At 49.5% G+C, this 22,055-nt stretch carries 14 protein-coding genes; 10 read left to right on the plus strand and 4 right to left on the minus strand.

Annotation, left to right across the window (positions count from 1 at the left end; translation table 11 throughout):
* Nucleotides 1-196 precede the first annotated feature (196 nt).
* Together D328_RS0124210 and D328_RS0124215 are read left to right on the plus strand one after the other, a co-directional pair.
* Nucleotides 197-1,657 (plus strand): S41 family peptidase, encoded by a 1,461-nt coding sequence (locus tag D328_RS0124210; protein WP_018887640.1) that lies wholly within the window; start codon nt 197-199, stop codon nt 1,655-1,657.
* A gap of 91 nt (nt 1,658-1,748) precedes the next feature.
* The gene (locus D328_RS0124215) at nt 1,749-3,059 is read left to right on the plus strand and encodes a PDZ domain-containing protein (RefSeq protein WP_018887641.1); all 1,311 of its coding nucleotides are present in this window, start codon (nt 1,749-1,751) and stop codon (nt 3,057-3,059) included.
* A gap of 152 nt (nt 3,060-3,211) precedes the next feature.
* Here D328_RS0124215 and D328_RS0124220 read toward each other — a convergent pair whose 3' ends face one another.
* Nucleotides 3,212-3,871: a response regulator transcription factor gene (locus tag D328_RS0124220; protein ID WP_018887642.1), complete on the minus strand. Its 660-nt coding sequence runs from the start codon at nt 3,869-3,871 to the stop codon at nt 3,212-3,214.
* 3 nt (nt 3,872-3,874) lie between these two features.
* Nucleotides 3,875-5,062: a sensor histidine kinase gene (locus tag D328_RS30085; protein ID WP_018887643.1), complete on the minus strand. Its 1,188-nt coding sequence runs from the start codon at nt 5,060-5,062 to the stop codon at nt 3,875-3,877.
* A 328-nt stretch (nt 5,063-5,390) separates the two neighbouring features.
* Between D328_RS30085 and D328_RS0124230 the strand changes: the two genes are divergently transcribed.
* Genes D328_RS0124230 through D328_RS0124240 form a run of 3 tightly spaced genes read left to right on the plus strand, consistent with a single transcriptional unit; the run spans nt 5,391 to nt 8,662 of the window.
* Nucleotides 5,391-6,326: an ABC transporter ATP-binding protein gene (locus D328_RS0124230; protein ID WP_018887644.1), complete on the plus strand. Its 936-nt coding sequence runs from the start codon at nt 5,391-5,393 to the stop codon at nt 6,324-6,326.
* A 12-nt stretch (nt 6,327-6,338) separates the two neighbouring features.
* Nucleotides 6,339-7,505: an ABC transporter permease gene (locus tag D328_RS0124235; RefSeq protein ID WP_018887645.1), complete on the plus strand. Its 1,167-nt coding sequence runs from the start codon at nt 6,339-6,341 to the stop codon at nt 7,503-7,505.
* The gene (locus D328_RS0124240; RefSeq protein ID WP_018887646.1) at nt 7,502-8,662 is read left to right on the plus strand and encodes an ABC transporter permease; all 1,161 of its coding nucleotides are present in this window, start codon (nt 7,502-7,504) and stop codon (nt 8,660-8,662) included. The genes D328_RS0124235 and D328_RS0124240 overlap by 4 nt, the downstream gene beginning before the upstream one ends.
* 98 nt (nt 8,663-8,760) lie before the next feature.
* Here D328_RS0124240 and D328_RS0124245 read toward each other — a convergent pair whose 3' ends face one another.
* On the minus strand, nt 8,761-9,594 hold the full coding sequence (locus D328_RS0124245) for an OmpA/MotB family protein (RefSeq protein WP_018887647.1): 834 nt from the start codon (nt 9,592-9,594) through the stop codon (nt 8,761-8,763).
* Nucleotides 9,578-10,387: a flagellar motor protein gene (locus D328_RS0124250; protein WP_018887648.1), complete on the minus strand. Its 810-nt coding sequence runs from the start codon at nt 10,385-10,387 to the stop codon at nt 9,578-9,580. Before D328_RS0124250 ends, D328_RS0124245 begins: the two co-directional genes overlap by 17 nt.
* Nucleotides 10,388-10,948: 561 nt before the next feature.
* Between D328_RS0124250 and uvrB the strand changes: the two genes are divergently transcribed.
* The 5 genes from uvrB to D328_RS0124275 all read left to right on the plus strand — a co-directional run bounded on the left by uvrB (nt 10,949) and on the right by D328_RS0124275 (nt 21,369).
* Nucleotides 10,949-12,940 (plus strand): excinuclease ABC subunit UvrB, encoded by a 1,992-nt coding sequence (gene uvrB, locus D328_RS0124255; protein WP_018887649.1) that lies wholly within the window; start codon nt 10,949-10,951, stop codon nt 12,938-12,940.
* An 18-nt stretch (nt 12,941-12,958) separates the two neighbouring features.
* Nucleotides 12,959-15,820 carry an excinuclease ABC subunit UvrA gene (uvrA, locus tag D328_RS0124260; RefSeq protein WP_018887650.1) on the plus strand — a complete coding sequence of 954 codons (2,862 nt, stop codon included), beginning with the start codon at nt 12,959-12,961 and terminating at the stop codon, nt 15,818-15,820.
* Between the two features lie 414 nt (nt 15,821-16,234).
* Nucleotides 16,235-17,590 carry a hypothetical protein gene (locus D328_RS0124265; RefSeq protein ID WP_154659318.1) on the plus strand — a complete coding sequence of 452 codons (1,356 nt, stop codon included), beginning with the start codon at nt 16,235-16,237 and terminating at the stop codon, nt 17,588-17,590.
* 475 nt (nt 17,591-18,065) lie between these two features.
* On the plus strand, nt 18,066-19,259 hold the full coding sequence (locus tag D328_RS0124270) for a S1C family serine protease (RefSeq protein WP_018887652.1): 1,194 nt from the start codon (nt 18,066-18,068) through the stop codon (nt 19,257-19,259).
* A gap of 202 nt (nt 19,260-19,461) precedes the next feature.
* Nucleotides 19,462-21,369, plus strand: a complete 1,908-nt coding sequence (locus tag D328_RS0124275) for a stalk domain-containing protein (RefSeq protein WP_018887653.1) — start codon at nt 19,462-19,464, stop codon at nt 21,367-21,369.
* The last annotated feature ends 686 nt before the right edge of the window (nt 21,370-22,055 follow it).

Here is a 22,055-nt window from a genome sequence, read left to right on the forward strand (position 1 = left end):
GAATAGGGTTTCGTGTTTGATATCCTACGCTGAACAAGCGATAATATGAAAGTAACCATGTGGGTAGCCAGGTCCAGATACATAGAGTCTTCAAAGTCCTAATCGGATGATGTGGATACATGAAGGTGGATAATGGCAAAATGAGTTGCCCATACTGGAGCTATGGTGAAAATATACAAAGGCGGTGAGCAGGTAAATGATGAAGAAGGGCACGGCACTTATGCTAATGGTGATCGGACTTCTTGGTGGAAGTTTGCTGACGTTCGCATATACAGGCGCAGCTATTCCCAGCGCAGTAACAGGTGAGGGATTGCTGGCTAGCGTCACAGGCAGCGCCTCCTCCAAGAGCGATCTGAAGAAAATAGAAACCGCGCTAGACCTGATTCAGGGCCAATACTACCAGGATGTTGACCGTACGAAGCTGGTGGATGGTGCCATCAAAGGGATGATGGATGCGCTGGGAGATCCGTATTCTTCATATATGGGAAAAGAGACTGCTCAGCAATTCGAGGAATCCATTGAGGGCTCGTTCTCAGGGATCGGGGCAGAGGTCTCGTCTGAGAACGGAAGTGTCGTCATTGTGTCTCCTATCAAAGGATCACCAGCAGAGAAAGCAGGACTGCGGGCCAAGGATGTGATCCTGTCTGTGAATGGTGAGTCGCTGGAGGGATTGGACCTGAACGAGGCAGTATCCAAGATCCGGGGACCAAAGGGCAGCGAAGCTAAAATCCAGATCAAACGTGAGGGCACGGCAGAGCCCATGGAATACACAATCGTCCGTGACGATATTGATCTGGAGACCGTTTCTTCACATATGGAAAATGACGGTATAGGTGTCATTACGATTACCCAATTCTCGCTAAATACGGCTGATCGCTTCAAGGAAGAGCTCACGAAGCTGGAAAAGCAGAATATTAACGGACTCGTCATTGATGTGCGTAACAATCCGGGTGGTGTCTTGTCTGTCGTTATTGATATTGCTCAGCAATTCGTTCCGAAGGGCAAAGTCATCGTTCAGGTAGAGGATAAGAACCAGAAGCGTGAGAAGGAGCTGTCCAAAGGCTCCAGCAAGCCATATCCGGTGACCGTGCTGATGAATAAAGGTAGTGCCAGCGCTTCCGAAATTCTGGCTGGTGCATTGCAGCAATCGGCAGGGGCTACCCTGATCGGAGAGCATTCCTTCGGGAAGGGGACTGTACAGACCAGCTACGATAAGCAAATGGGAGACGGAAGCCTGCTGAAGATTACTATTGCGAAATGGTTGACGCCAGATGGAAGCTGGATTCATCAGAAGGGTATTGAGCCAGACATTGCTGTAGCTCAGCCGGAATACTTCTCGGTTGCTCCGATTAACAAGGAGAATACCTTGAAATACAATACGAACAGCTCCGACGTCAAGAGTGCTCAGATCATGCTGGAAGGACTCGGCTATGACCCGGGTCGAGAGGACGGATACTTTGACAAAGCGACAGAAGAGGCTGTGAAATCCTTCCAGAAGAAGGAGGGCATTGCGGTGAATGGAGTCGTTGATGCCAAGACGGCCACTCAATTGGAAACCAAGCTGATTGAGAATATACGTGATCCGAAGAATGACACGCAGCTGCTGAAGGGAATCGAACAGATTCGGAAGGAGATCGCAAGCTCCGTGTCGAAATAAGAGAAGGGCTGAAGGGGGCTGGAGACAGCCTCCTTTTTCTTACATAACCCTGCATGGCGTTCTTGATCATGGGCGGGAAAGGAGTGAGTGAATGTTGGAAGGGATTATACCATGGGGCTGGAGCTTGCTATACGGGGGCATTCAACTGCTGGCGCAGCCTTTTTACTATATTGCGATTCTGCTTGTTGCGTTAGCCTATTGGCGCCAGATTCAGCTGGAGCGGAGGCTGCTTCATACCAGACTGCATAGCTGGGTGAGACAGACGTGGGAGACGGTCATTGCAGGATTGGGTGCAGGCCTACTTGTGAGTCTTCTCGGTATGTTCATTGGCATTCATTTAACAGGAGCCGGAATCGTATGCTTATGGGTAACCGTTGCGATTCTGATGCTATTCCGTATTCGATACCTGTGCTTCGCTTATGCCGTCGGGTTATTGGGTGTCGTCCAAGCCATATTGCTCTGGACCGGAGAGTGGCGTGCGGATGGCTGGCTGGGACTCGTTGCACAGACTGTCCGTGAGCTTGATATGGTGGCCCTGCTGATTATTGTAGCCCTGTTGCATGGTGCTGAGGCGTTGCTGGTCGCTTGGCGGCAGGGGAGAGATGCCACACCTGTGTTTATGGAGGGGAAGCGTGGCAGATTGGTGGGTGGCTATCTTATGCAAAGCTACTGGCCGGTTCCGCTACTGCTGCTAGTGCCAGTAACAGACGGTCTGTCCCTGCCTTGGCCTACCTTATTGGGAGGAGAGGGGCTGTACATGTTGGCTGCTCTTCCAGTAATGATGGGCTATAGTGGTATGACCACAGGCTTCTTACCCCGGCAAAAGACAGGAATGGCCTCCCGGCGGCTGGTCCTGTACAGTGTCCTGCTGTTAGGCCTGAGCTTGATTGCTGCATGGTGGAGTCCATTCATGATCGTGGCGGCATTGTTCGCTTTCCTAGCCCATGAGGCTTTATTCTGGTACGACAGCTACGAGGAGCGGAATGCCCCTCCCCTGTTCGTGCATCCCGAGGAAGGTTTGCGTGTACTGGCTGTGTTGCCAGGCAGCCCTGCTGAAAGTTTGGGCATACAGGCGGGAGAGTCGATCTATAAGGCCAATGGAATTTTGATTCACACGAAGGAGGAGCTGCACCGGTCGCTTCGCTTGAATGCTGCGTTCTGCAAGCTGGAGATACGGAATCTTCAGGGAGAGAGCAAGTTCCTACAGCGTGCGCTGTATGAGGGAGATCATCATCAGCTCGGATTGGTGCTGGCGCCCGATGAGGCAGCAGGCTGGGCTGTATCGGGGAGACAGATGTCCGTCCTTCAGCTGCTTGGCATGAAGAAGGGGGCTCGGCGCAAGACGAGGACCAGCACAGCTTCCTTACCAGAGAGAAGCGAGCAGCGAGCGGCGAAATCCTAGAAGCATACAACAGTAGGGAAGACAACGAATGTTCCTGTTCAAAATAAATAAGCTGATCAGTCTAGGACATATTCCTACATTGATCAGCTATTTTTTTGCGAAAAATAGTCGTATAAGTGCTGTGAGCTTTAAAGCATGTAGCACTGTTCTTGTCATCTGGACTGTTGCCTCTTCCAATACATAATGGCAATCTGGGTACGATCGCGTAGGTGCAGCTTGCTCAGAATATCCGTGACATAATTTTTAATGGTTCCTTCGCTTAGGTAGAGATGCTGCGCTATCTCTTTGTTGGTCATTCCCTCCGCAATCAAGGTAACCACCTGGTCCTCGGTTGGCGTCAGCCCATATTCGGACGACCATGCCATGCTTTGCTCATGGTGTGCGGGGGATGGTGTCCTGAGCAGCTCCGTAAGCTTGCGGGCGATGTCGGGGTGAATGAGCATATCTCCATCATGCACCGTCCGGATTCCCTGGATGATCCGTTCTGGTGAGATATTTTTGAGCAAATATCCGCGGGCACCGTTCCGTAGCGCTTCAATAATGAATTCATCATCGTCAAAGGTTGTCAGGATCAGTACTTTGCTGTCCGGGGAGGCCTCCTTCATGAGACGAGTCCCCTCAACACCGTCACAGCCTGGCATACGAATGTCCATCAATACTACATCAGCCTGGACCCCGCCCTTGACCAAGCTTACGGCTTCCAGTCCATTGGCAGCGGTCCCTGTCACTTGAATATGCTCATTTAGCCCCAGAATCATCCTCATACTCTCGCAAATGAGAGGATCATCATCTACAATCATAACCTGAATCATCGCTTATCCTCCTTGCTGCGAAGTAGACTCATAGAAATCCTGATGCTCAGCGTAGCTTGCAGGCAAGCGGGTGATTACCGTATACGGGGTATCCGTACAATGAACGGTGACCTCCCCCCCTATGATCGAGGTCCGCTCCAGCATTCCCGTCATACCTAGCCCCATGGGGCGCTTGGCTTCCTTGGGAAGCGAGCCATTATTGCTGACCAGCATGGTAACTTCATGCCGGGTATAGTGTAGTCTGATTGTAATCTCGGTAGCTTTTCCGTGGCGCAACGCATTGGTAATCGCCTCACGTGCATTCTGATATAGAACAATTCGCAGGCTCGGGTATAAAGGAAGGGTATTTCCTTCTATGATGAGCTGTGTGAGGATTCCGGTGCCTCTTCCGGTCTCCTCCAGCAGGGAATGAAGAGAATATGCATCTTCGAATCGAGGCTCTGGGTGAATGCGTCTGACAATCTGACGCATGTTATCCATGCTGGAAGCAAGCTCATCCCGGATCTGTCTTAGCAACTCCAGTCCTTTGTCGGCATCCTTTGGGGTTACTTGAAGGGCGGCCTCAGATAACAGCTTGGTTCGTATAAGCCGATGCCCGATATCATCATGTAGATGTCTGGAAATACGTGTGCGCTCCTCCATCTGAGCGATGAATTCAATCTGACCTGCATATTGAAGTAGCTGGCTGCGGACATCATTCAGCTCGTAGTTTTTTTTGCGTAGCTCATCGTATAGCTGATCTGTAAGCCGCCGGTCCTCAGTCGTCCGGTACAGTCGATGGAGCAAAAATGCTCCTGCGGCATAGAGGAGCAACAGTAAGCCTTGATGAAGCACTGGCAAAGTCTGTGCGGACCAGATCAGGAACGCAAAATGCCCCAGCAACATGAGGTATCGTGATTTTTTACTCGGAAAGGCCATGTATCGTGTCATAGTCGATAATGCGGGAACAAACCATACACCACCATAATACCAGCTTAGCCCAGTTGCGCACACCAGCTCCAATCCGCAGCTAGCAATCATGGTACGTCCGGGACGCAGGTTATCGCTGATGACGGCCAAGGCCAGAAAAGAGAAGAAATGAAGCGTATAGGTATCACTCAGTGCTACCCCCTGAGCATACATGCCAAGTAAGCCTGGTCCGATAATGAGACCATACCGCAAGGGCCACAGATCATGGCGTATGGATTTCATCCGGGTCTACTCCATTTCTCCTCCAAAGCCTCGCTTTGAGGAATATAGTGTCTGCCTGTTCGCTGGAATTCTTTACATGCTTGCTACATTATATCACAGGCCGTACGGACATCTGGGGTGACTTAAGTCATCCGAAGGTCGTGACCTCAGTGACCTTACGAGAAGGTCTCAGGCAGGTAAAATATGAAATAGAAGTGCTGGTGAGCGCAATCAGATCATCATGTGTAATGCCAGAAGTATTCTGACCAATAGAAATGCTCTAAATGGCAGGCGCACTGGAATGGATAACATGCTGCAAAAATGAATCACACAAGAGGAGAGGGAGCCCATGGCTTATATAGAGCTTAAGGATGTCATTAAGCGTTACGGACCCAAGCTATCAGTCGATCACTTGAATCTGAGCATTGATAAAGGGGAGATTGTGGGCTTGCTAGGTCCTAATGGCGCTGGGAAGAGCACTACGATTAACATGATTCTGGGCCTATTGCCTCTCGATGGAGGAGACATACGGGTGGATGGACGTTCTGTCCAATCCCATGCAAGGGAGATCAAACGCTATATTGGTCTTGTGCCTCAAGATATTGCTGTCTATGAGCAAGTAAGTGCTGCGGATAATATTCGCTTTTTCGGACGGCTATACGGACTAAAGGGCCAGCTTCTGAATGACCGAGTACTTGAGGCGCTGGAGTTCGTTGGTCTGGAGAAGCATGCCCGCGAGCTGCCATCAACCTTCTCGGGAGGTATGAAGCGTAGGCTGAATATCGCCTGTGCCATCATGCATCGTCCCCAGATTATCATCATGGATGAGCCAACCGTGGGCATTGACCCACAATCCCGCAATCATATTCTGGAGTCGGTACGTAGCTTGAACCGAATGGGCTCGACCATCATCTATACGAGCCATTACATGGAGGAGGTCGCAGCGATTAGTGACAGGGTAGCGATTATGGACAAAGGTCATATTATCGCATATGGCACGGAGCAAGAGCTGAAGGAGCGCGTGTTCCGGGAAGAGAAGATCATCTTGGAGGTATCGGGCTGGAAGCAAGCGGCGTGGGAAGAGCTGCAGCAGCATCCGCGCATTACCCGTGTTGCCGAAGAGAACGGTCGTGTCGAGATTGCGCTACCCTCTGCTCAGGGCTGCCTGCAGGATGTGCTATTTATTTGTGGGCGGCATGAGGTTGTTATTCTCTCCCTTGTCTGCGAGGAGCCCAATCTGGAGTCCCTGTTCCTGCAATTAACCGGACGATTGTTGCGGGATTAAGGAGGTAATGTGATGCTGACGATTGCTTGGTTTGAATTAAAGCGTATGCTACGGCTAAAAGTGGTGCTGTTGAATCAATTTCTGCTGCCTGTCCTGCTGATCTTTATATTGGGAACAGCTCTGTCATCTGTTTTTGAGGGGAGACAGGAATTGAATTGGACACCTATGAAGGTGGCTATCGTGCAGCAGGGGAACGCCGATGAACAACAGATCTGGAATAGCTTTATAAGTTGGCCATCCCTTGATGAGTTGCTCCGTTCCTTTACGACGGAGAGCCGTGAGGAAGCACAGAAGATGCTTCGCAGTGGGGAGGCGGATTTTGCGGTCGTTGTCCCGGCTGACTTCGAGCAGCAGATTGTCACAGGAGGGCAGACCCGGCTGGAGCTCATCCGTGGCAGAGATGCTACAAGAAATATGGTAGCAGAATCGTTATTTAATAACTTCGTGAAGCAAGCCAACACAGGCCAGACGGTGACGATGATTATGAGGGAATCCCCTCCAGAGGTAGGGACATGGGAGCAGTGGTATAGTGCTGAAGCCAATGAGAGCTTGCTGAAGCCTGGTAAGCTTGGAGAGCATGGCAGCTATACGGCCTTTCAGTTCTATGCAGTCTCCATGCTCATCATGTTCATGTTGTATTGTGGAATGACGGTTAGCCATAGTCTGAACAATGAGAAGGGCTTAGGAACGTTAGCCCGAATGTATGCTGCTCCGATTCATGGCAACCATATTTTCTTCGGAAAAATCTTGGGGAATATGCTTGTCTCGATGGTACAGGTGCTGTTCATCATCATGGCGACCCACTGGATCTTTGGGGTGAACTGGGGTAGTCATCCGTGGATGCTGGCTATAATCAGTATACTGGTTATCTTTATCTCCATGTGTATGGCTGTGATTCTCACCTTCAGCATAGCAGCACCTTCAGTAGCATCGACGGTCATTAGTATGATAATTGTTGTTATGACGTTTATCAGTGGCGGGATGACTCCTCAATTACCCGGTTGGTTGAACGTAATTGGTAAGGGGACTGTGAATTACTGGGGAATGGAAGGCATGCTGTTACTGATGCAGAATGGGGAGCCAGCTCAGATCTGGCCATCCATCAGCGCTTTATGTGCGATAGCACTTGGACTGCTATTGATCACTGGACTGATGTACAGGAAGGTGGGCTATCAATGAATATTCCGATTATAGCTGCAATAGCCTGGAATGTCATAAGGAGAACGATAGGTACACGCAATGGAATATTAGGTTTACTGCTGCTCCCTTCTGTCGTGGTATCGTTGACCTATGTGTTGTTGGGTGGGATACAGGAAGAGGAGCCGCGCGTTGCATTCATGATTCAGGATCAAGGAGCAGAGGCGGCGGTGATTCGTGGTGAGCTGCAATCCATGGATGGAATAGAGATAATGGAGATGACTGAACTGGATGCAATGCGCAAGGTTGTGACGGATAAACGCGCGGTCATTGGCATTCGAGTGCCCGAAACATTCTCGACAGAGCTGAGATCAGGGGCAGCGCCCTCCGTTGAATTTTATGAGATTGCAGTTAGTGAATCAGGCTATGCTGTCAAGGCTACACTGGAGAGTGCCATCCAGCGTATGAGTCGTACTATGGCTATGCTGCAGTCTCTGCCGACAGAGCGTCGTGAGCCTGCGATTCAGAGCTGGCTTGCAAGGGAGCTGACACCAGCGATCACGGTCTCGACAATAGACGAGAATCTGTATCCGAAGCAAGGTCTTCGCAATGGTACAGGCTTCATGCTGTTATTCCTACTGGGATTGGTGACCAGCGCTGTGACACTAATGACGAGAGACCGCAATTCACATATACTGGCCAGGATGTACATGGCTCCAGTAAGCTCGGCAGAGATTACGTTGGGTTATTTTATGGGGAGCCTTGCGGTAGGCTGTTTTCAGATTGTGCTCATTTTGGGAGTAACGCGTGGTATATTCGGATTTGATTATGGTGTTCCTTTGTTACCGCATTTTGTGATACTGATGTTCTTTACTATTGTAGCTTTGGGATTATCCAGCACGGTAGCAGGAATGATTCGTAATCAGACTAATGCGGGCATGCTGAATCCGCTTATCGTGTCACCTACCTGCATGTTGGGAGGCTGCTTCTGGCCCATTTCCATCATGCCGGATTTCTTGCAAAAGCTAGCCAACTTTATGCCACAGAAATGGGCTATTCAGGCCATTGAGACGATGGCTGCAGGCGGAGAATGGGCGGATATTATGGTCCCGCTGGCCATTCTGGGTTGCATGGCCATCATTCTGATTATACTGGGCGCTACAATTCTGAGACCCCATGAGGCTGGCATCAAGGGCTGAGGGCAGTGATATCCTGAATATCTAAAAAAATCCCCGATAAGCTCATGATGCTTCACAAGGCTTGTCGGGGATTTCCTATGAGTGGCTATAGATAGTTATTATTGTTGCAGCTGACGAAGCACGGTGATCTCAACCCGTCGATTCTTCTGACGTCCAGCCTGCGTGGAATTATCTCCAGCAGGACGTGTATCTGCATATCCAGCATATTGGAAATATTTAGGGTCCAGCTGCCTGCGTTCAATGAAGAAGCGTAGCACAGATAAGGCACGCGCACCCGACAAATCCCAATTATCACGGTAAGCGGAGCCAGAGCCCACAGGAATATTATCGGTATGACCCTCAATACTGATTGGCGTATTCAGATTGCGAAATAGACTGGCGAGCTTATCAAGTATAGGGGCTGAGCCTGACTTGAGAGACGCTTGGCCGATATCGAACAGGAATCGGTCGCTAAGGGTGATAGATATACCGCGTGGCTCGTCAGCCACGAAGACCTGGTCGTCCAATTGGTTCTCTGTGATGTACTCCTGAATCATGCCCATAAGATCCATTAATTCCTGCTCCTGCTGCCGGAAAGCGAGCTCTCGTTCGGTCATCACTTCAGAGCCAGGCTCCTCGCCGCTTACGGCTTGGCCGTCATTGCCAGGTCCGTTGCCCTTGCCCTCCTGTGCTGCAGGAGGGTTTTTGCTGGTATTCACATCTGCAGTGCCAGTAATCCCTGAGCCTTGCTCCAGGATGGAGTCCGCAGAGCGAAATGTCCCCTGAATGGACTGTGAGACGACTTCATATTTACTTGCATCCAGTCGACTCATGGCATACATAATGACGAAGAAAATCAGGAGCAAGGTAATAAGATCAGCATAAGTAATCAGCCAGCGGTCTCTGCTATCATTTGCAGGAGCAGCTTTTTTGTCTCTAATTCGCACTCTCATGGACGCCCTCCTCGGCCTTGGCGATCGGACGACTGCGGCTGTCCGTACCGCTGGTGCGGTCAAACAGGCTTAGCTTTCGCTGAACGAGCTGAGGGTTCTCACCATTTTGTATAGCAATGATTCCGTGCATGAGCAGCTCCATGGTATGGACTTCTAGCTCACCCCGAGCTTTGATCTTCGAGGCGATAGGCAGAAAAATCAAGTTGGCGCTGGCTACTCCATACAATGTAGCGGTGAAGGCAAGGGCGATGGAGGGTCCGAGAGATGTTGGCTCTGTGAGGCTGCTGAGTACGTGAATCAGACCCATAACTGTACCGATGATTCCCATCGTAGGAGCGTAACCGCCAGCCGATTCGAACACTTTGGCATAACCCTCATATTCCTGCTCTACTGCGTCAAGCTCCAGGGACAGCATTTGCTTCAGCTGCTCCTGATCGGTGCCATCTACCACAAGCTGAATGCCCTCCCGCAAAAATGGACTCGGATGGTCCATTGAATTGCGCTCCAGAGCCAATACCCCTGAACGGCGGGCAATGGTAGCCATATTCACAATATCCTTAATATAGCGTCCATTAGGTATATCTTCACGCCCGAAGGCGACTTTCAATGCTGCCGGGATCGTACGTAGCTTTGATTTGGGAAAACTGATAATGACAGCAGCAGCGGTACCGCCGAATACGATCAGAGCAGCAGTGAACTGCAACAAGCCGCTAAATTCTCCCCCATCCATCAGAAAGCCGCCTACTATAGCTACGAGCCCTGCAATGATGCCAATCCAAATCGTGATGTCCAAAAGTTAATCACTCCCAATGAATACTTATCGTTTGCATCCGTAATATGAAAGAGGTATAATATGACGGGAACAAACATTCTTATAGCAAGTGTTCCGTGTCATTTCTCGGGAAATAACGACAGCACGAGACACACGGAATAAGTCAGCTGTGACCGTCTGAGGTGACAGCTAGAATAGTGGGTATAAGAGATAGAACGGCTTTATTACTGCATAACTTTAGATTGCGAGCCTCTCGCAGGTAAAATTACGCAAAAAGTCGTACAAACTAGCAGGTACAGGGTAACAGTCTTGTGCGCAAAGAAGCATAATGTCTCGAAGGCCATAAGGCTGTGATTCGGCTACCTTTGCTTTAACTGCAAGGTCTCATCGCTAGCACTGGGATGGACTTGAAATTGACTGTACAGCTACAACATGAGCCTTGCCCAATTAACCACTACTAAACGCGGTCTGTCTCCCATGGATGTACATTGATCGACGTTTTTCTTTCATAGATGTAGCAATAACTCGTTTTTTGTAAAAACAGGATGATTTTATTTTAGACGATAAGGGTGATGCAGGGCAATGAGTGATATTGTCATTAGCAACAAGACGTTTGAAGTTGAGTCCGAATTCTCGCCACAGGGTGACCAGCCAAAGGCCATCGTGGAGCTAGTAGAGGGTGTGCTGGCGGGAAAGAAACACCAGACACTGCTAGGTGCGACGGGAACAGGTAAGACCTTTACAATTGCTCAGACCATTGCGAAGCTTAACCGCCCCACCCTGGTAATCGCACATAATAAGACGCTGGCGGCACAGCTCGCAAGTGAGTTCAAGGAGTTTTTTCCGAACAACTCGGTTGATTATTTCGTCAGCTACTATGACTACTTTCAGCCAGAAGCTTATATTCCGTCTTCCGATACGTACATCGAGAAGGACTCCAGTATTAATGAAGAGATTGATAAGCTTCGACACTCCGCGACTAGCTCCCTGTTCGAGCGGCGGGATGTCATTATTGTAGCGAGTGTATCCTGTATCTACGGTCTCGGTTCACCAAAGGAGTATGGTAGCTTGCTGCTGTCCCTGCGAGTGGGAATGGAGAAGCCGCGTAATGAGATTCTATCAAGACTTGTTGACATCCAGTATCAGCGTAATGATATCAATTTCGTACGGGGGACCTTCCGGGTGCGTGGGGATGTGATTGAGATCTTCCCTGCCTCGCAGGGAGAGCATGCTGTACGTGTTGAGCTGTTCGGTGACGAAGTAGAACGAATTACGGAGATTGATGTGTTGACTGGAGAGCTGATCGGCGAACGAGATCACGTCGCCATCTTCCCGGCTTCTCACTTTGTTACCAAAGAAGAGACGATGAAGGTCGCGCTGGTTAACATTGAGCGTGAGCTGGAGGAGCGCCTGACAGAGCTAAGAGCGAATGGCAAGCTCCTGGAGGCACAGCGACTAGAGCAACGTACACGCTATGATATTGAGATGATGAAGGAAGTCGGATTCTGCTCAGGGATTGAGAACTATTCGGGTCCTCTGACCTTCCGTGAGCGAGGAGCTACTCCGTATACGCTGTTGGATTATTTCCCGGATGATATGCTGGTGGTCATTGATGAGTCCCACGTGACCCTGCCGCAAATTCGCGCTATGTATAACGGGGACCAGGCACGCAAGAATGTATTGGTGGAGCACGGCTTCCGCCTGCCTTCTGCGCTGGACAACAGGCCGCTTCGCTTCGAGGAATTCGAGGATAAGGTGGATCAGATTATATACGTGTCCGCCACACCAGGCCCGTACGAGGCAGAGAAATGCGACACCATGGTAGAGCAAATTATTCGCCCAACAGGTCTGCTTGACCCGATCATCGAGGTACGACCGACCAAAGGACAGATTGATGATCTGATCGGTGAGATACGCGTTAGAGTGGATAAGGACGAACGTGTCCTGGTGACGACACTCACGAAGAAGATGGCCGAGGATTTGACGGATTATCTCAAAGAGGTTGGCATTAAGGTCCGATACATGCACTCCGAGATCAAGACATTGGAGCGGATGGCAATATTGCGGGATCTGCGTCTAGGTGTCTTTGATGTGCTGATTGGTATTAACCTGCTGCGGGAGGGACTGGATTTGCCAGAGGTATCTCTGGTGACCATTCTCGATGCAGACAAGGAAGGCTTTCTTCGTTCAGATCGTTCCCTCATTCAGACGATTGGCCGCGCTGCCCGCAACAGTGAGGGTCTCGTAATCATGTATGGTGATAAGGTAACGGACTCCATGGATCGTGCCATCAAGGAGACGGCAAGACGGCGTGAGCTACAAATCAAGTTCAACGAGGAGCATGGCATTACTCCACAGACGATTCGCAAGAAGGTTCGTGATGTCATAGAGGCAACCAAGGTTGCCGAGGCCAAGAATGAATATCTGCCAGGGGATACTGGAAAAATGTCCAAGAAGGATCGCCAGACACTTATCCAGCGCCTAGAGAAGGAAATGAAGGATGCTGCAAAAAATCTTCAGTTCGAGCGGGCCGCAGAGCTGCGTGACGCTTTGCTGGAATTAAAGGCTGATTAAGCAAGGGAGATGACGCAATTGGCAAGAGAAAGCATCATAATCAAAGGCGCACGAGCGCACAATTTGAAAAATATTGACGTGACCATTCCGCGTGATAAATTCGTGGTATTAACAGGTCTCAGTGGCTCAGGAAAATCCTCCCTCGCATTCGATACCATCTATGCGGAAGGACAGCGCCGTTATGTAGAATCCTTGTCAGCCTATGCTCGTCAATTTCTAGGTCAGATGGAGAAGCCTGATGTCGACTCGATTGACGGTCTGTCTCCAGCGATCTCCATCGACCAGAAGACCACCAGTCGCAATCCGCGTTCGACGGTAGGTACGGTAACCGAAATTTATGATTACCTGCGCCTGTTGTTCGCGAGAATTGGTCATCCCCACTGTCCCGAGCATGGCATCGAGATTACCTCACAGACCGTAGAGCAAATGGTTGACCGGATCATGCAGTACCCTGAGCGTACCCGTCTGCAGATTCTTGCTCCAGTTGTGTCCGGACGAAAGGGAGAGCACAAAAATCTGTTCGCAGACATTGCGAAGCAGGGATTTGTGCGTGTGCGGGTGAACGGAGAACTGCGAGATCTATCCGAGAATATCGAGCTGGAGAAGAATAAGAAGCACTCCATTGAGGTCGTCGTTGACCGGATTGTGATTAAGCCTGATGTAGCCTCCAGACTGGCCGATTCTATTGAGACGGCTCTCAATCTGTCAGGAGGACAGCTACTGGTAGATATTATTGATCAGGAAGAGCTGCGTTTTAGCTCCAACTTTGCTTGTTCAGTCTGCGGCTTCAGCATGGAGGAATTGTCCCCGCGGATGTTCTCGTTCAATAACCCATTCGGAGCCTGTCCGGACTGCGATGGCCTGGGGATGAAGATGATCGTCGATCCGGAACTACTCACCCCAGACCCAACGAAGAGCATTGAGGATGGAGCGTTTCAGGCATGGGCTGGCGGAACATCCACGTATTATCCGCAGTTCCTGCAATCCGTGTGTGAGCATTACGGTATTCCGCAGAATGTGCCAGTTCAGGATTTGGGCGAAGAGCACATGAAGACCATCCTGTATGGGACAGGCAAGGACAAGATCCGTTTCCGCTATGAGAATGACTTCGGACAGCGTAAGGAAGCCTTGGTGACTTTTGAGGGAATTATTCCGAACCTGGAGCGTCGCTATAAAGAGACAGCCTCCGACGGCATTCGTGAATTCATCGAGGGCTTCATGGCGGCCAAGCCTTGTAATACTTGCAAGGGCCACCGTCTGAAGAAGGAAGTGCTCGCCGTAACCATTCAGGATAAGAATATGGCTTATGTCACCAGCCTCTCCATCAGTGATGCTAGCCAGTTCTTTTCTACACTCGTATTGAGTGAGAAGGAACAGGCAATTGCTAACCTGATTCTGAAGGAAATTAATAGTCGTCTTGGCTTCCTCGTCAACGTCGGCTTGGATTATCTAACGATGAGTCGTGCTGCTGGAACTTTGTCTGGTGGTGAGGCGCAGCGTATCCGGCTGGCTACCCAGATTGGCTCAAGCCTGATGGGAGTCTTGTACATTCTTGATGAGCCTAGTATTGGCCTCCATCAGCGGGATAATGACCGTCTGATTCAGACATTGGAGCACATGCGTGATCTAGGTAATACCTTGATCGTTGTGGAGCACGATGAGGATACGATGATGGCCGCTGACTATATCATTGATGTGGGGCCAGGTGCCGGCATTCACGGGGGACAGATTATTGCTCAGGGCACACCGGCCGAGATTCAGGAGAATCCTGCTTCCTTGACGGGTCAGTACTTGAGTGGGCGTAAGTTCATTCCGGTGCCAGAGAAGCGCCGCGAGCCTTCGGATAAGCATCTGGAGATTCGAGGAGCCAAGGAGAATAATCTTAAGAATTTGAACGTCAAAATTCCACTCGGTCTATTCGCTGCAGTAACTGGGGTGTCTGGATCAGGTAAATCGACGCTTGTTAACGAAATTCTATATAAGACGCTGGCAAGGGACCTTAATCGGGCGCGAGTACGTCCAGGGCAACACAAGGAAATTCGGGGTCTGGAGCATATCGACAAGGTCATTGATATTGATCAGTCTCCGATCGGGCGGACACCTCGCTCCAATCCAGCGACCTATACAGGGGTATTTGATGATATCCGCGATCTGTTCTCCCAGACAAACGAAGCGAAGCTGCGGGGCTACAAGAAGGGTCGCTTCAGCTTCAATATTAAAGGTGGACGCTGTGAGGCCTGCCGTGGCGATGGTATTCTCAAGATTGAGATGCACTTCCTGCCTGATGTCTACGTTCCATGTGAGGTATGTAAGGGCAAACGGTATAACCGTGAGACGCTGGAAGTGAAGTACAAAAACAAGAGTATTTCGGATGTGCTGGAGCTAACGGTTGAGGATGCGGTCAAATTCTTTGAGAACATCCCGAAAATCCATCGTAAGCTCCAGACCCTGCTTGATGTGGGACTGGGCTATGTGAATCTTGGACAGCCAGCAACAACACTGTCAGGTGGGGAAGCTCAGCGTGTGAAGCTTGCCTCTGAGCTGTATCGTCGTAGCACAGGGAAGACCATGTACATTCTGGATGAACCGACCACGGGACTACATGTTCATGATATTGATCGACTGTTGACTGTTCTGCATCGCTTGGTGGATTCTGGTGAGTCGGTGCTCGTCATTGAGCATAACCTGGATGTCATCAAGACAGCTGATTACCTGATCGACCTCGGCCCAGAGGGTGGCAGCGGCGGCGGTACAATTCTGGCTACAGGTACACCGGAAGAGCTGGTTCAGGTAGAGGCCTCCTATACAGGTAAATATCTGAAGCCTGTTCTGGAGCGGGATACCGCTCGCAGCAGAGCGCTACAGACCGCAGAGCTGTAGGCTCAAGCCCTGATAAGTCAGCAATGCATTGCTAAGGCTGCTGTGGGGTAAACGTAGCACTGGCATATAGCCATAACGAGTAATGCAGCTTAATTCCAGTAAAAGCTAACAGTGTTCATAGACCCTGAAGGAACTGATCCATGATGAACGGTCAGTCTCTTCAGGGCTTTTTTGTATGTTGTGGTCATATTTCTTAAATTTTGTTTAATTCTCAGTATTCGTCATTTTAAGACATAGCCATTGGAGGTCATCCCCTGTACAATAGTGGCAGATCAATCATACGTGTTTTGGGAAATCTGGAATCGGTTATATAAGACACAGGCTTGAACTACAGAGATCCTGCCACGTAATCGCAGTATCAATGATGCCGTAGAGAAGTCGTCGGTCATGAATTCAGTCAGCAGAGGCATATCCATGAATAACACCATGGGACAATGCATTGTAGATTACAGAGAGGGGATCTTCGCAGTGAAATGTAATTATTCAATGGGTATCCAGGGCAAATGGGTGCAGGTGGTATCGGGTATAGCTTTCACAGCTGTAATTATCGTCATGTTGCTGGGGGGACCTGCCTATGTACAAGCTTCTGAAGTTACCGAGTCATCACCGGAATCCACGCAGACAACCGAGCTAGAGAATTCAGCTGAAGTCGAGGCAGTGACAGAACGTTCTCGTGTTACCACTGAGCTGGAGAGTGGACCTTTCATGGGTGAAGTGAATGATCCGTCGCATGCAAAAAACTATATTCAGCAGACGAGGCAGGGGGGAGTTGCTGCGCTGAGTCTAAAAGAGGATCAAGCGGCCAATGTACTACAAGTTACTTATGGACAGTGGGATAGCTCGCTCCAGCAGCAGTGGCAGCAAGAGAGCACATTACCATTAGCTGCGGGTGCTACGCCCGCTAAGGGAGTACAGCGGGAGACCTACAGTGGTGGGCAGCTGTGGCTAATATCATATATGAAAGCGGAATCAGGAGCCGAATGGCTGGCAGTACATACAGCAGCTGATGGTCAGGTGTTGTGGTCCAGACCGCTTGAGACGGATGGAATGGCCACGGGACAGGAGAATGCCTCTCTTGGCCTTGAGCCTTTACCGCAGGGGGATTTTCTTGTATATACGATTGATCAGCATCGAACGTTAACGACCTATCACTATAACCGAGATGGTGAACTGGATTGGACCCGAAGAACCGGTGGAGTAGAGACTGGCTGGCTCATTGCTGCGGATGATGGGTACTACAGTATATTAAATACTGATCGAGGTGTGAAATCCGTACTCTCCGATGTATATGGGCAGCCCAAGCGGAACCAGGTATGGAATGGCTGGGGCAAACGCAGGGTGCTGGATGTCCATGAATGGAAAGATGGCATCGCCGTTACGGTTACTGGCAAATCGCAAGCGTCCACCAAGAAACGCACACTCATTTTTGACCATCAAATGAAAAAGCGCAGCGACACCGGAGATTATGATGCTAACCTCTATTATATACCTGAGGATGGTGCATTCCTCTCCGTATCGGATCAATATGAAGCAATGGGCGTAAAAGGCAACATGTCCATGCATGGAATTACGATCACAAGTCTGAATCGCAAGGGGAAGGAGCTGTGGTCGACCAATACCGTGTATAAGGAGGACGATTATTTCCGAGTCACGCTAGATGGCTCGCTATTCTACAAAACTCCTGAAGGTTATGTGATCTTGAGCCGAACGGAGAGTAATGGTGTCACAGGTGTAATGCTGGATTTGATGAAAATTCTGGTTCATAAATAAATTAATAAATAAATAAGTGCAGAGCAGCCAGTTGCGGTTTTTCCAGTGACTGGCTGCTAGCGTGGAAATAGCTCTCCTGAATAATGAACTCTAGTATTGCGGTCGAAGCACATTATACATTTTAAGTCTTAAAATGCCTGATAGGAAGCGAACGATGTAGGGGAAGAAGTTTATTCCATATATTGATATATAGGCGAAAAAATGTTCTGTGGAATATTTAAAATCAATATCTTTTTTTTGGTAATGCCTGTTACAATAGAGTCAGAGATTCGTAGTATTTACATATGAGCATGGATGCCTGCATTAGGTGGGGGCTTCTATAGAAGAAGCTAAGAGATGATATGGGATTCGCTCTGAGCAGGCAATGTTCGCAGGTGTTCGGAAGTCTCCAGACTGACGGATTCACGTGAAATGCTGAACAGAGATGTATGTGCTCGTAAGACATCGCAGTAGGGGAAGAGGGGTACATAAATATATGAAAATTGTGAGCAACAAGTGGGCTGTTGCCTCTTTGGCAGTTGTACTAGGGGCAAGTCTTGGTGTGCCTGCGAGCGTACAGGCCGCAGATGTATCACTGCAAGCGAAGAAGCTTGAAGGTGGTATCTACGTGAACGTGAATGAGCTGAACAAGGCACTGGGAACGACAGGCTCCTATAACAGCTCTAGTGGTACATATTCGTTATCCTCGGGGTTAATCCCATCCGTCGTCAAGAAGGTATCTCCCTCAGTCGTCGGTATCATAGGACGCTCCAATACCAGCAGCTATGGGATGAGCGGGGATCGCTACAATCTGGCGCATGGCACCGGGGTTATTGTCAAATCCAACGGCTGGATTGTTACGAATGCACATGTGATTACTGGGCTGGATGATGCAGTGGTCGTTACCTCCGATGGTAAAACCTACGGCATTACAGACAGCTATAGTGATCCAGTGAGTGACCTTGCCATTATCAAAATCAATGCTTCTTCACTCAAGCCAGCTACCTTTGCGGATTCGATTCAGAATCTGGCGGTAGGAGAGCAGGTCGTTGCAATTGGTACGCCAATCTCCTTCTCGCTCCGTAACTCTGCTACAGCAGGAGTAGTCAGTGGTTTGAACCGTGGGGTAAATGCATCCTATCGGCTCATCCAGAGTGATACTGCCATCAACCCCGGTAACAGTGGTGGGCCGCTGGTGAATATGAAGGGCGAGGTCGTAGGGATTAATACGATGAAATTTGCGGCTGTGGGCGTCGAGAATATGGGGTTTTCGATTCCAGCAGATACGGTCAAATATGTCATGAACCAATATTTCAAATATGGAGAGGTGCGTAGGGCAAGTCTCGGACTGAAGCTCGAAGAGAGCTGGTCTGCTATAGTAGGTCTTCCTACGGACGATCCGCTGACAGTAACTGAAGTGAGCTCGACCGAAGCACTTCAGGCCAAAATCCATGAAGGTGATGAGCTGTACAGCATTAATGGGCAGCGTGTCACGTCCATCATTGATATTAACGAGCTGTTGAAGGCTTACCAGCCAGGACAGACCGTGAATGTGCTAATGCAGTCAGATGGAGATATTGTCCAGCGGAAGCTCAAGCTTAGTCGTGATCAGGGAGGCATGCTGGAGGCAGCCGAGGCGGCGGCAGACAGCTTCGAAGCAGGAGAGGACTTTGAAGGTCTCGAGCCATAGTCTTCTGTTGTTGTCTGATTTCAGAGAAGAGAACTGTCTAGTCGATGATTGCAGTACTATCTATGTACTATATTAACAATTGGGAGAGCCGTATTGTCAGTGAACAGTACGAAAACCTCTTTACAGGATTCATGTAGAAATCATTTGATTTTATTGTATTGCTTCAATCATTGAACTATATATAGGATGCGGGAGATCAAAGATGAACAAAACCCATGCAAAAATAGCTCGCCTACTGTCCGCAGGTGTCCTCACAGGTTCATTAATCCTGTCGGCGCTTCCAGCGGCAGCAGATCAGGAGTTGACTGAGCTCTATATTCAGGGCGGAAGTGCCAAGGCTGCAGTGAATGGGCAGGCCATGACCATTGCTGCTCCATATAGCAAGAACGGAACGATGATGGTCCCAGTCGGTGTGTTCAAGAAGGCCTTCAACACGCAGGTTCGCCTGGAATCGGCCCGGAACGTGAAGCTGATTAGTGGCTCGCGTGTCGTGTCCATGACCATTGATAGCCGCACGGCTTATATTGGAGGCAGCAAGGTAACATTATCAGCTGCACCAGAGATGAAGAACGGTTATCTTATGGTACCACTGCGGCCCGTCGCAGAAGGGCTTGGAGGCAAGCTGACAGGCAATGCAGGTGGAGTCACCGTACGCATGGCAGCACAGGAAGATGAGACGGAGATCATATCTGACACGCCGCAGATCGATCAGGATCAGGGCAAGAGCAAGATTGGTAATAGCTACTATGGGTGGTCCATGAACTATCCGACGGGCCTTGTCATTGGCCAGACAGGTAGCGATGAGAGCACCTCCACTTTCATGGATGAGAACGGGGATTATTACATGGAAGTGCATGTTACGCCACAGCCGATTCCATTGGATGGAGATGATCTGCTGCAGCAACTGGTGCAGGAAGCCAAGGATACGGGAGAAATGATTCTGGATCGTAAGTCCTTTGGCGAGGGTGAGGTCCCTTATGCCCGCGTGATTACCAAAGGTACAGATGGCTCTATGTGGGAAAATCGGATGTACTACGCTCATGACAAGCTGTATACCGTCTATCTGAGCGACTCTGCTGCGACGAACTATAAGGATCTGAACAAGCACTCAGCCTTGCTGGGCTCCTTCAAGACGTCCTTCAATACACAGGACAGAACGATTAAGGACTTGTCTACAGTAGAGGGCGGAATGAAAAGTGTGTATAACAGCGATTATGGTATTTCGCTCCAGGTCCCTGCGGGCTGGCTCATTGATAACAGTCAGTTGAACTTTGAAGGCAACGATTCTTCTTATCTGAGCATTACGGTCAGCTCTGCCCCGGCAGAAGCCAAGGAAGAGGATTGGAACGCGCAGCTGCAGCAGTGGTTGCGGGATTCCTTTACCGCCTCTGCTTATCAGGCGGTAAAGACTTATCCATTGGAGGTAGCTGGCGAAGCCGCTATTGTGCATGAGTACCGCTATAATTTCGGGGATGGCTGGGTCAAGGAATACGATGTCATGCTGCAGGTGGCCGGCTATCGTTATTTTGTAGAATATTCAGTGCCTGATGATGAATCGAACAAGGGTAAGGATGAATTCCAGAAAATCATTTCCTCCTTGCAGATTGATTACTCCGTAGTAGCGGAGAATTTCGGGCAGCTAGACGATAATCAATATCTAACGGATAAGACAACAGCTGCGAAGAAGATATCCAAGGCATACGAGTATAGCGTAGAAATACCACGTTACTGGACTGCGGTCAGCGATCGTTTTGAATCTGGCTATGTGGAGTACCAGTTCGTAGGCGGAAGATTTGCCATTCGGATCAACTCGGACGATCCGTTCGACATGCAGGTATCCCGCTTGAAAGACTTCTATGCTGACGAGGCGAAGGGCTATTCGAATCTGAAGGTGGAGCAAGTGAAGGATATCCAATTTGCAGGTGTACCTGCGGTATCCTTTACCTTCCATCGTACAGATAACGGTGTAGGCTACACGGGACGTCAGATCTTGCTTGAGCACAATGGCTCGACTTACACGATTAGCACTGTCCTGAATGACGCGAACAACACGGCCGCCCAAGCAGTGGCGCTGGATTCAGCCTTGAATTCTTTTACACTAGTAAAATAGGTGGGCTGACTGACTCAATGATGATGTAAGCATAATCAGAGCAAACGCGAGTATAGAGCTGCTGCATGTGGGGAGCCCTGTCGACTGCTGCTAAGCTTGCTGTTCGTTGGAATAAAGAATCACGAGCAGATGAACAGCAAGCTTAAAGGCAGGCACTTCGTTTCTCTAGGGCTTCTCCGCTTTCCGATAATCATCACGCTTTTCATATCATTCAACATAGAATCAAATTTGGTCGAGGCACTAGCATCTTAATTACTGCACAGTGCTTTTGCTAAGATTAGGTAAAAATTAGCAGCCTTCTTGATAGTCTCAGGAGGGCTGTTTTTCTATTATATTGATAATTCTTTGAAAGGAATCTATGGAAACAGTAGAACGAGAGGCCACAGTCTGTTACACTGGATTAGTTAAAATATTGTTGAATGTTTGTTACGGAAACATACAGGCTTACAGGGCGCTGAGCAGGGCACGATGAGGCAGGGTGAGGATCGAGTATCCAGTATCCAGGCAGTCTCGCGGGATGTCGTAGAATCAGTCGCCCTCCTTGATGTGAGGCTGAAGAAGTGAGGGGGCTTGGGAGGGATAACCTTCTCCGGTTCGCGTCATGTACCTTGCTGGTTATCGCTGACAAGAAGTCTGTGCAATAGATGATGTAGCTGGATTTGTAGTTGGATTATAGTTGTTGGCTG

Origin of the sequence: Paenibacillus massiliensis 2301065 = DSM 16942, assembly GCF_000377505.1 — a bacterium.
In the GTDB taxonomy this organism is placed as follows: Bacteria; Bacillota; Bacilli; order Paenibacillales; family Paenibacillaceae; genus Paenibacillus; species Paenibacillus massiliensis.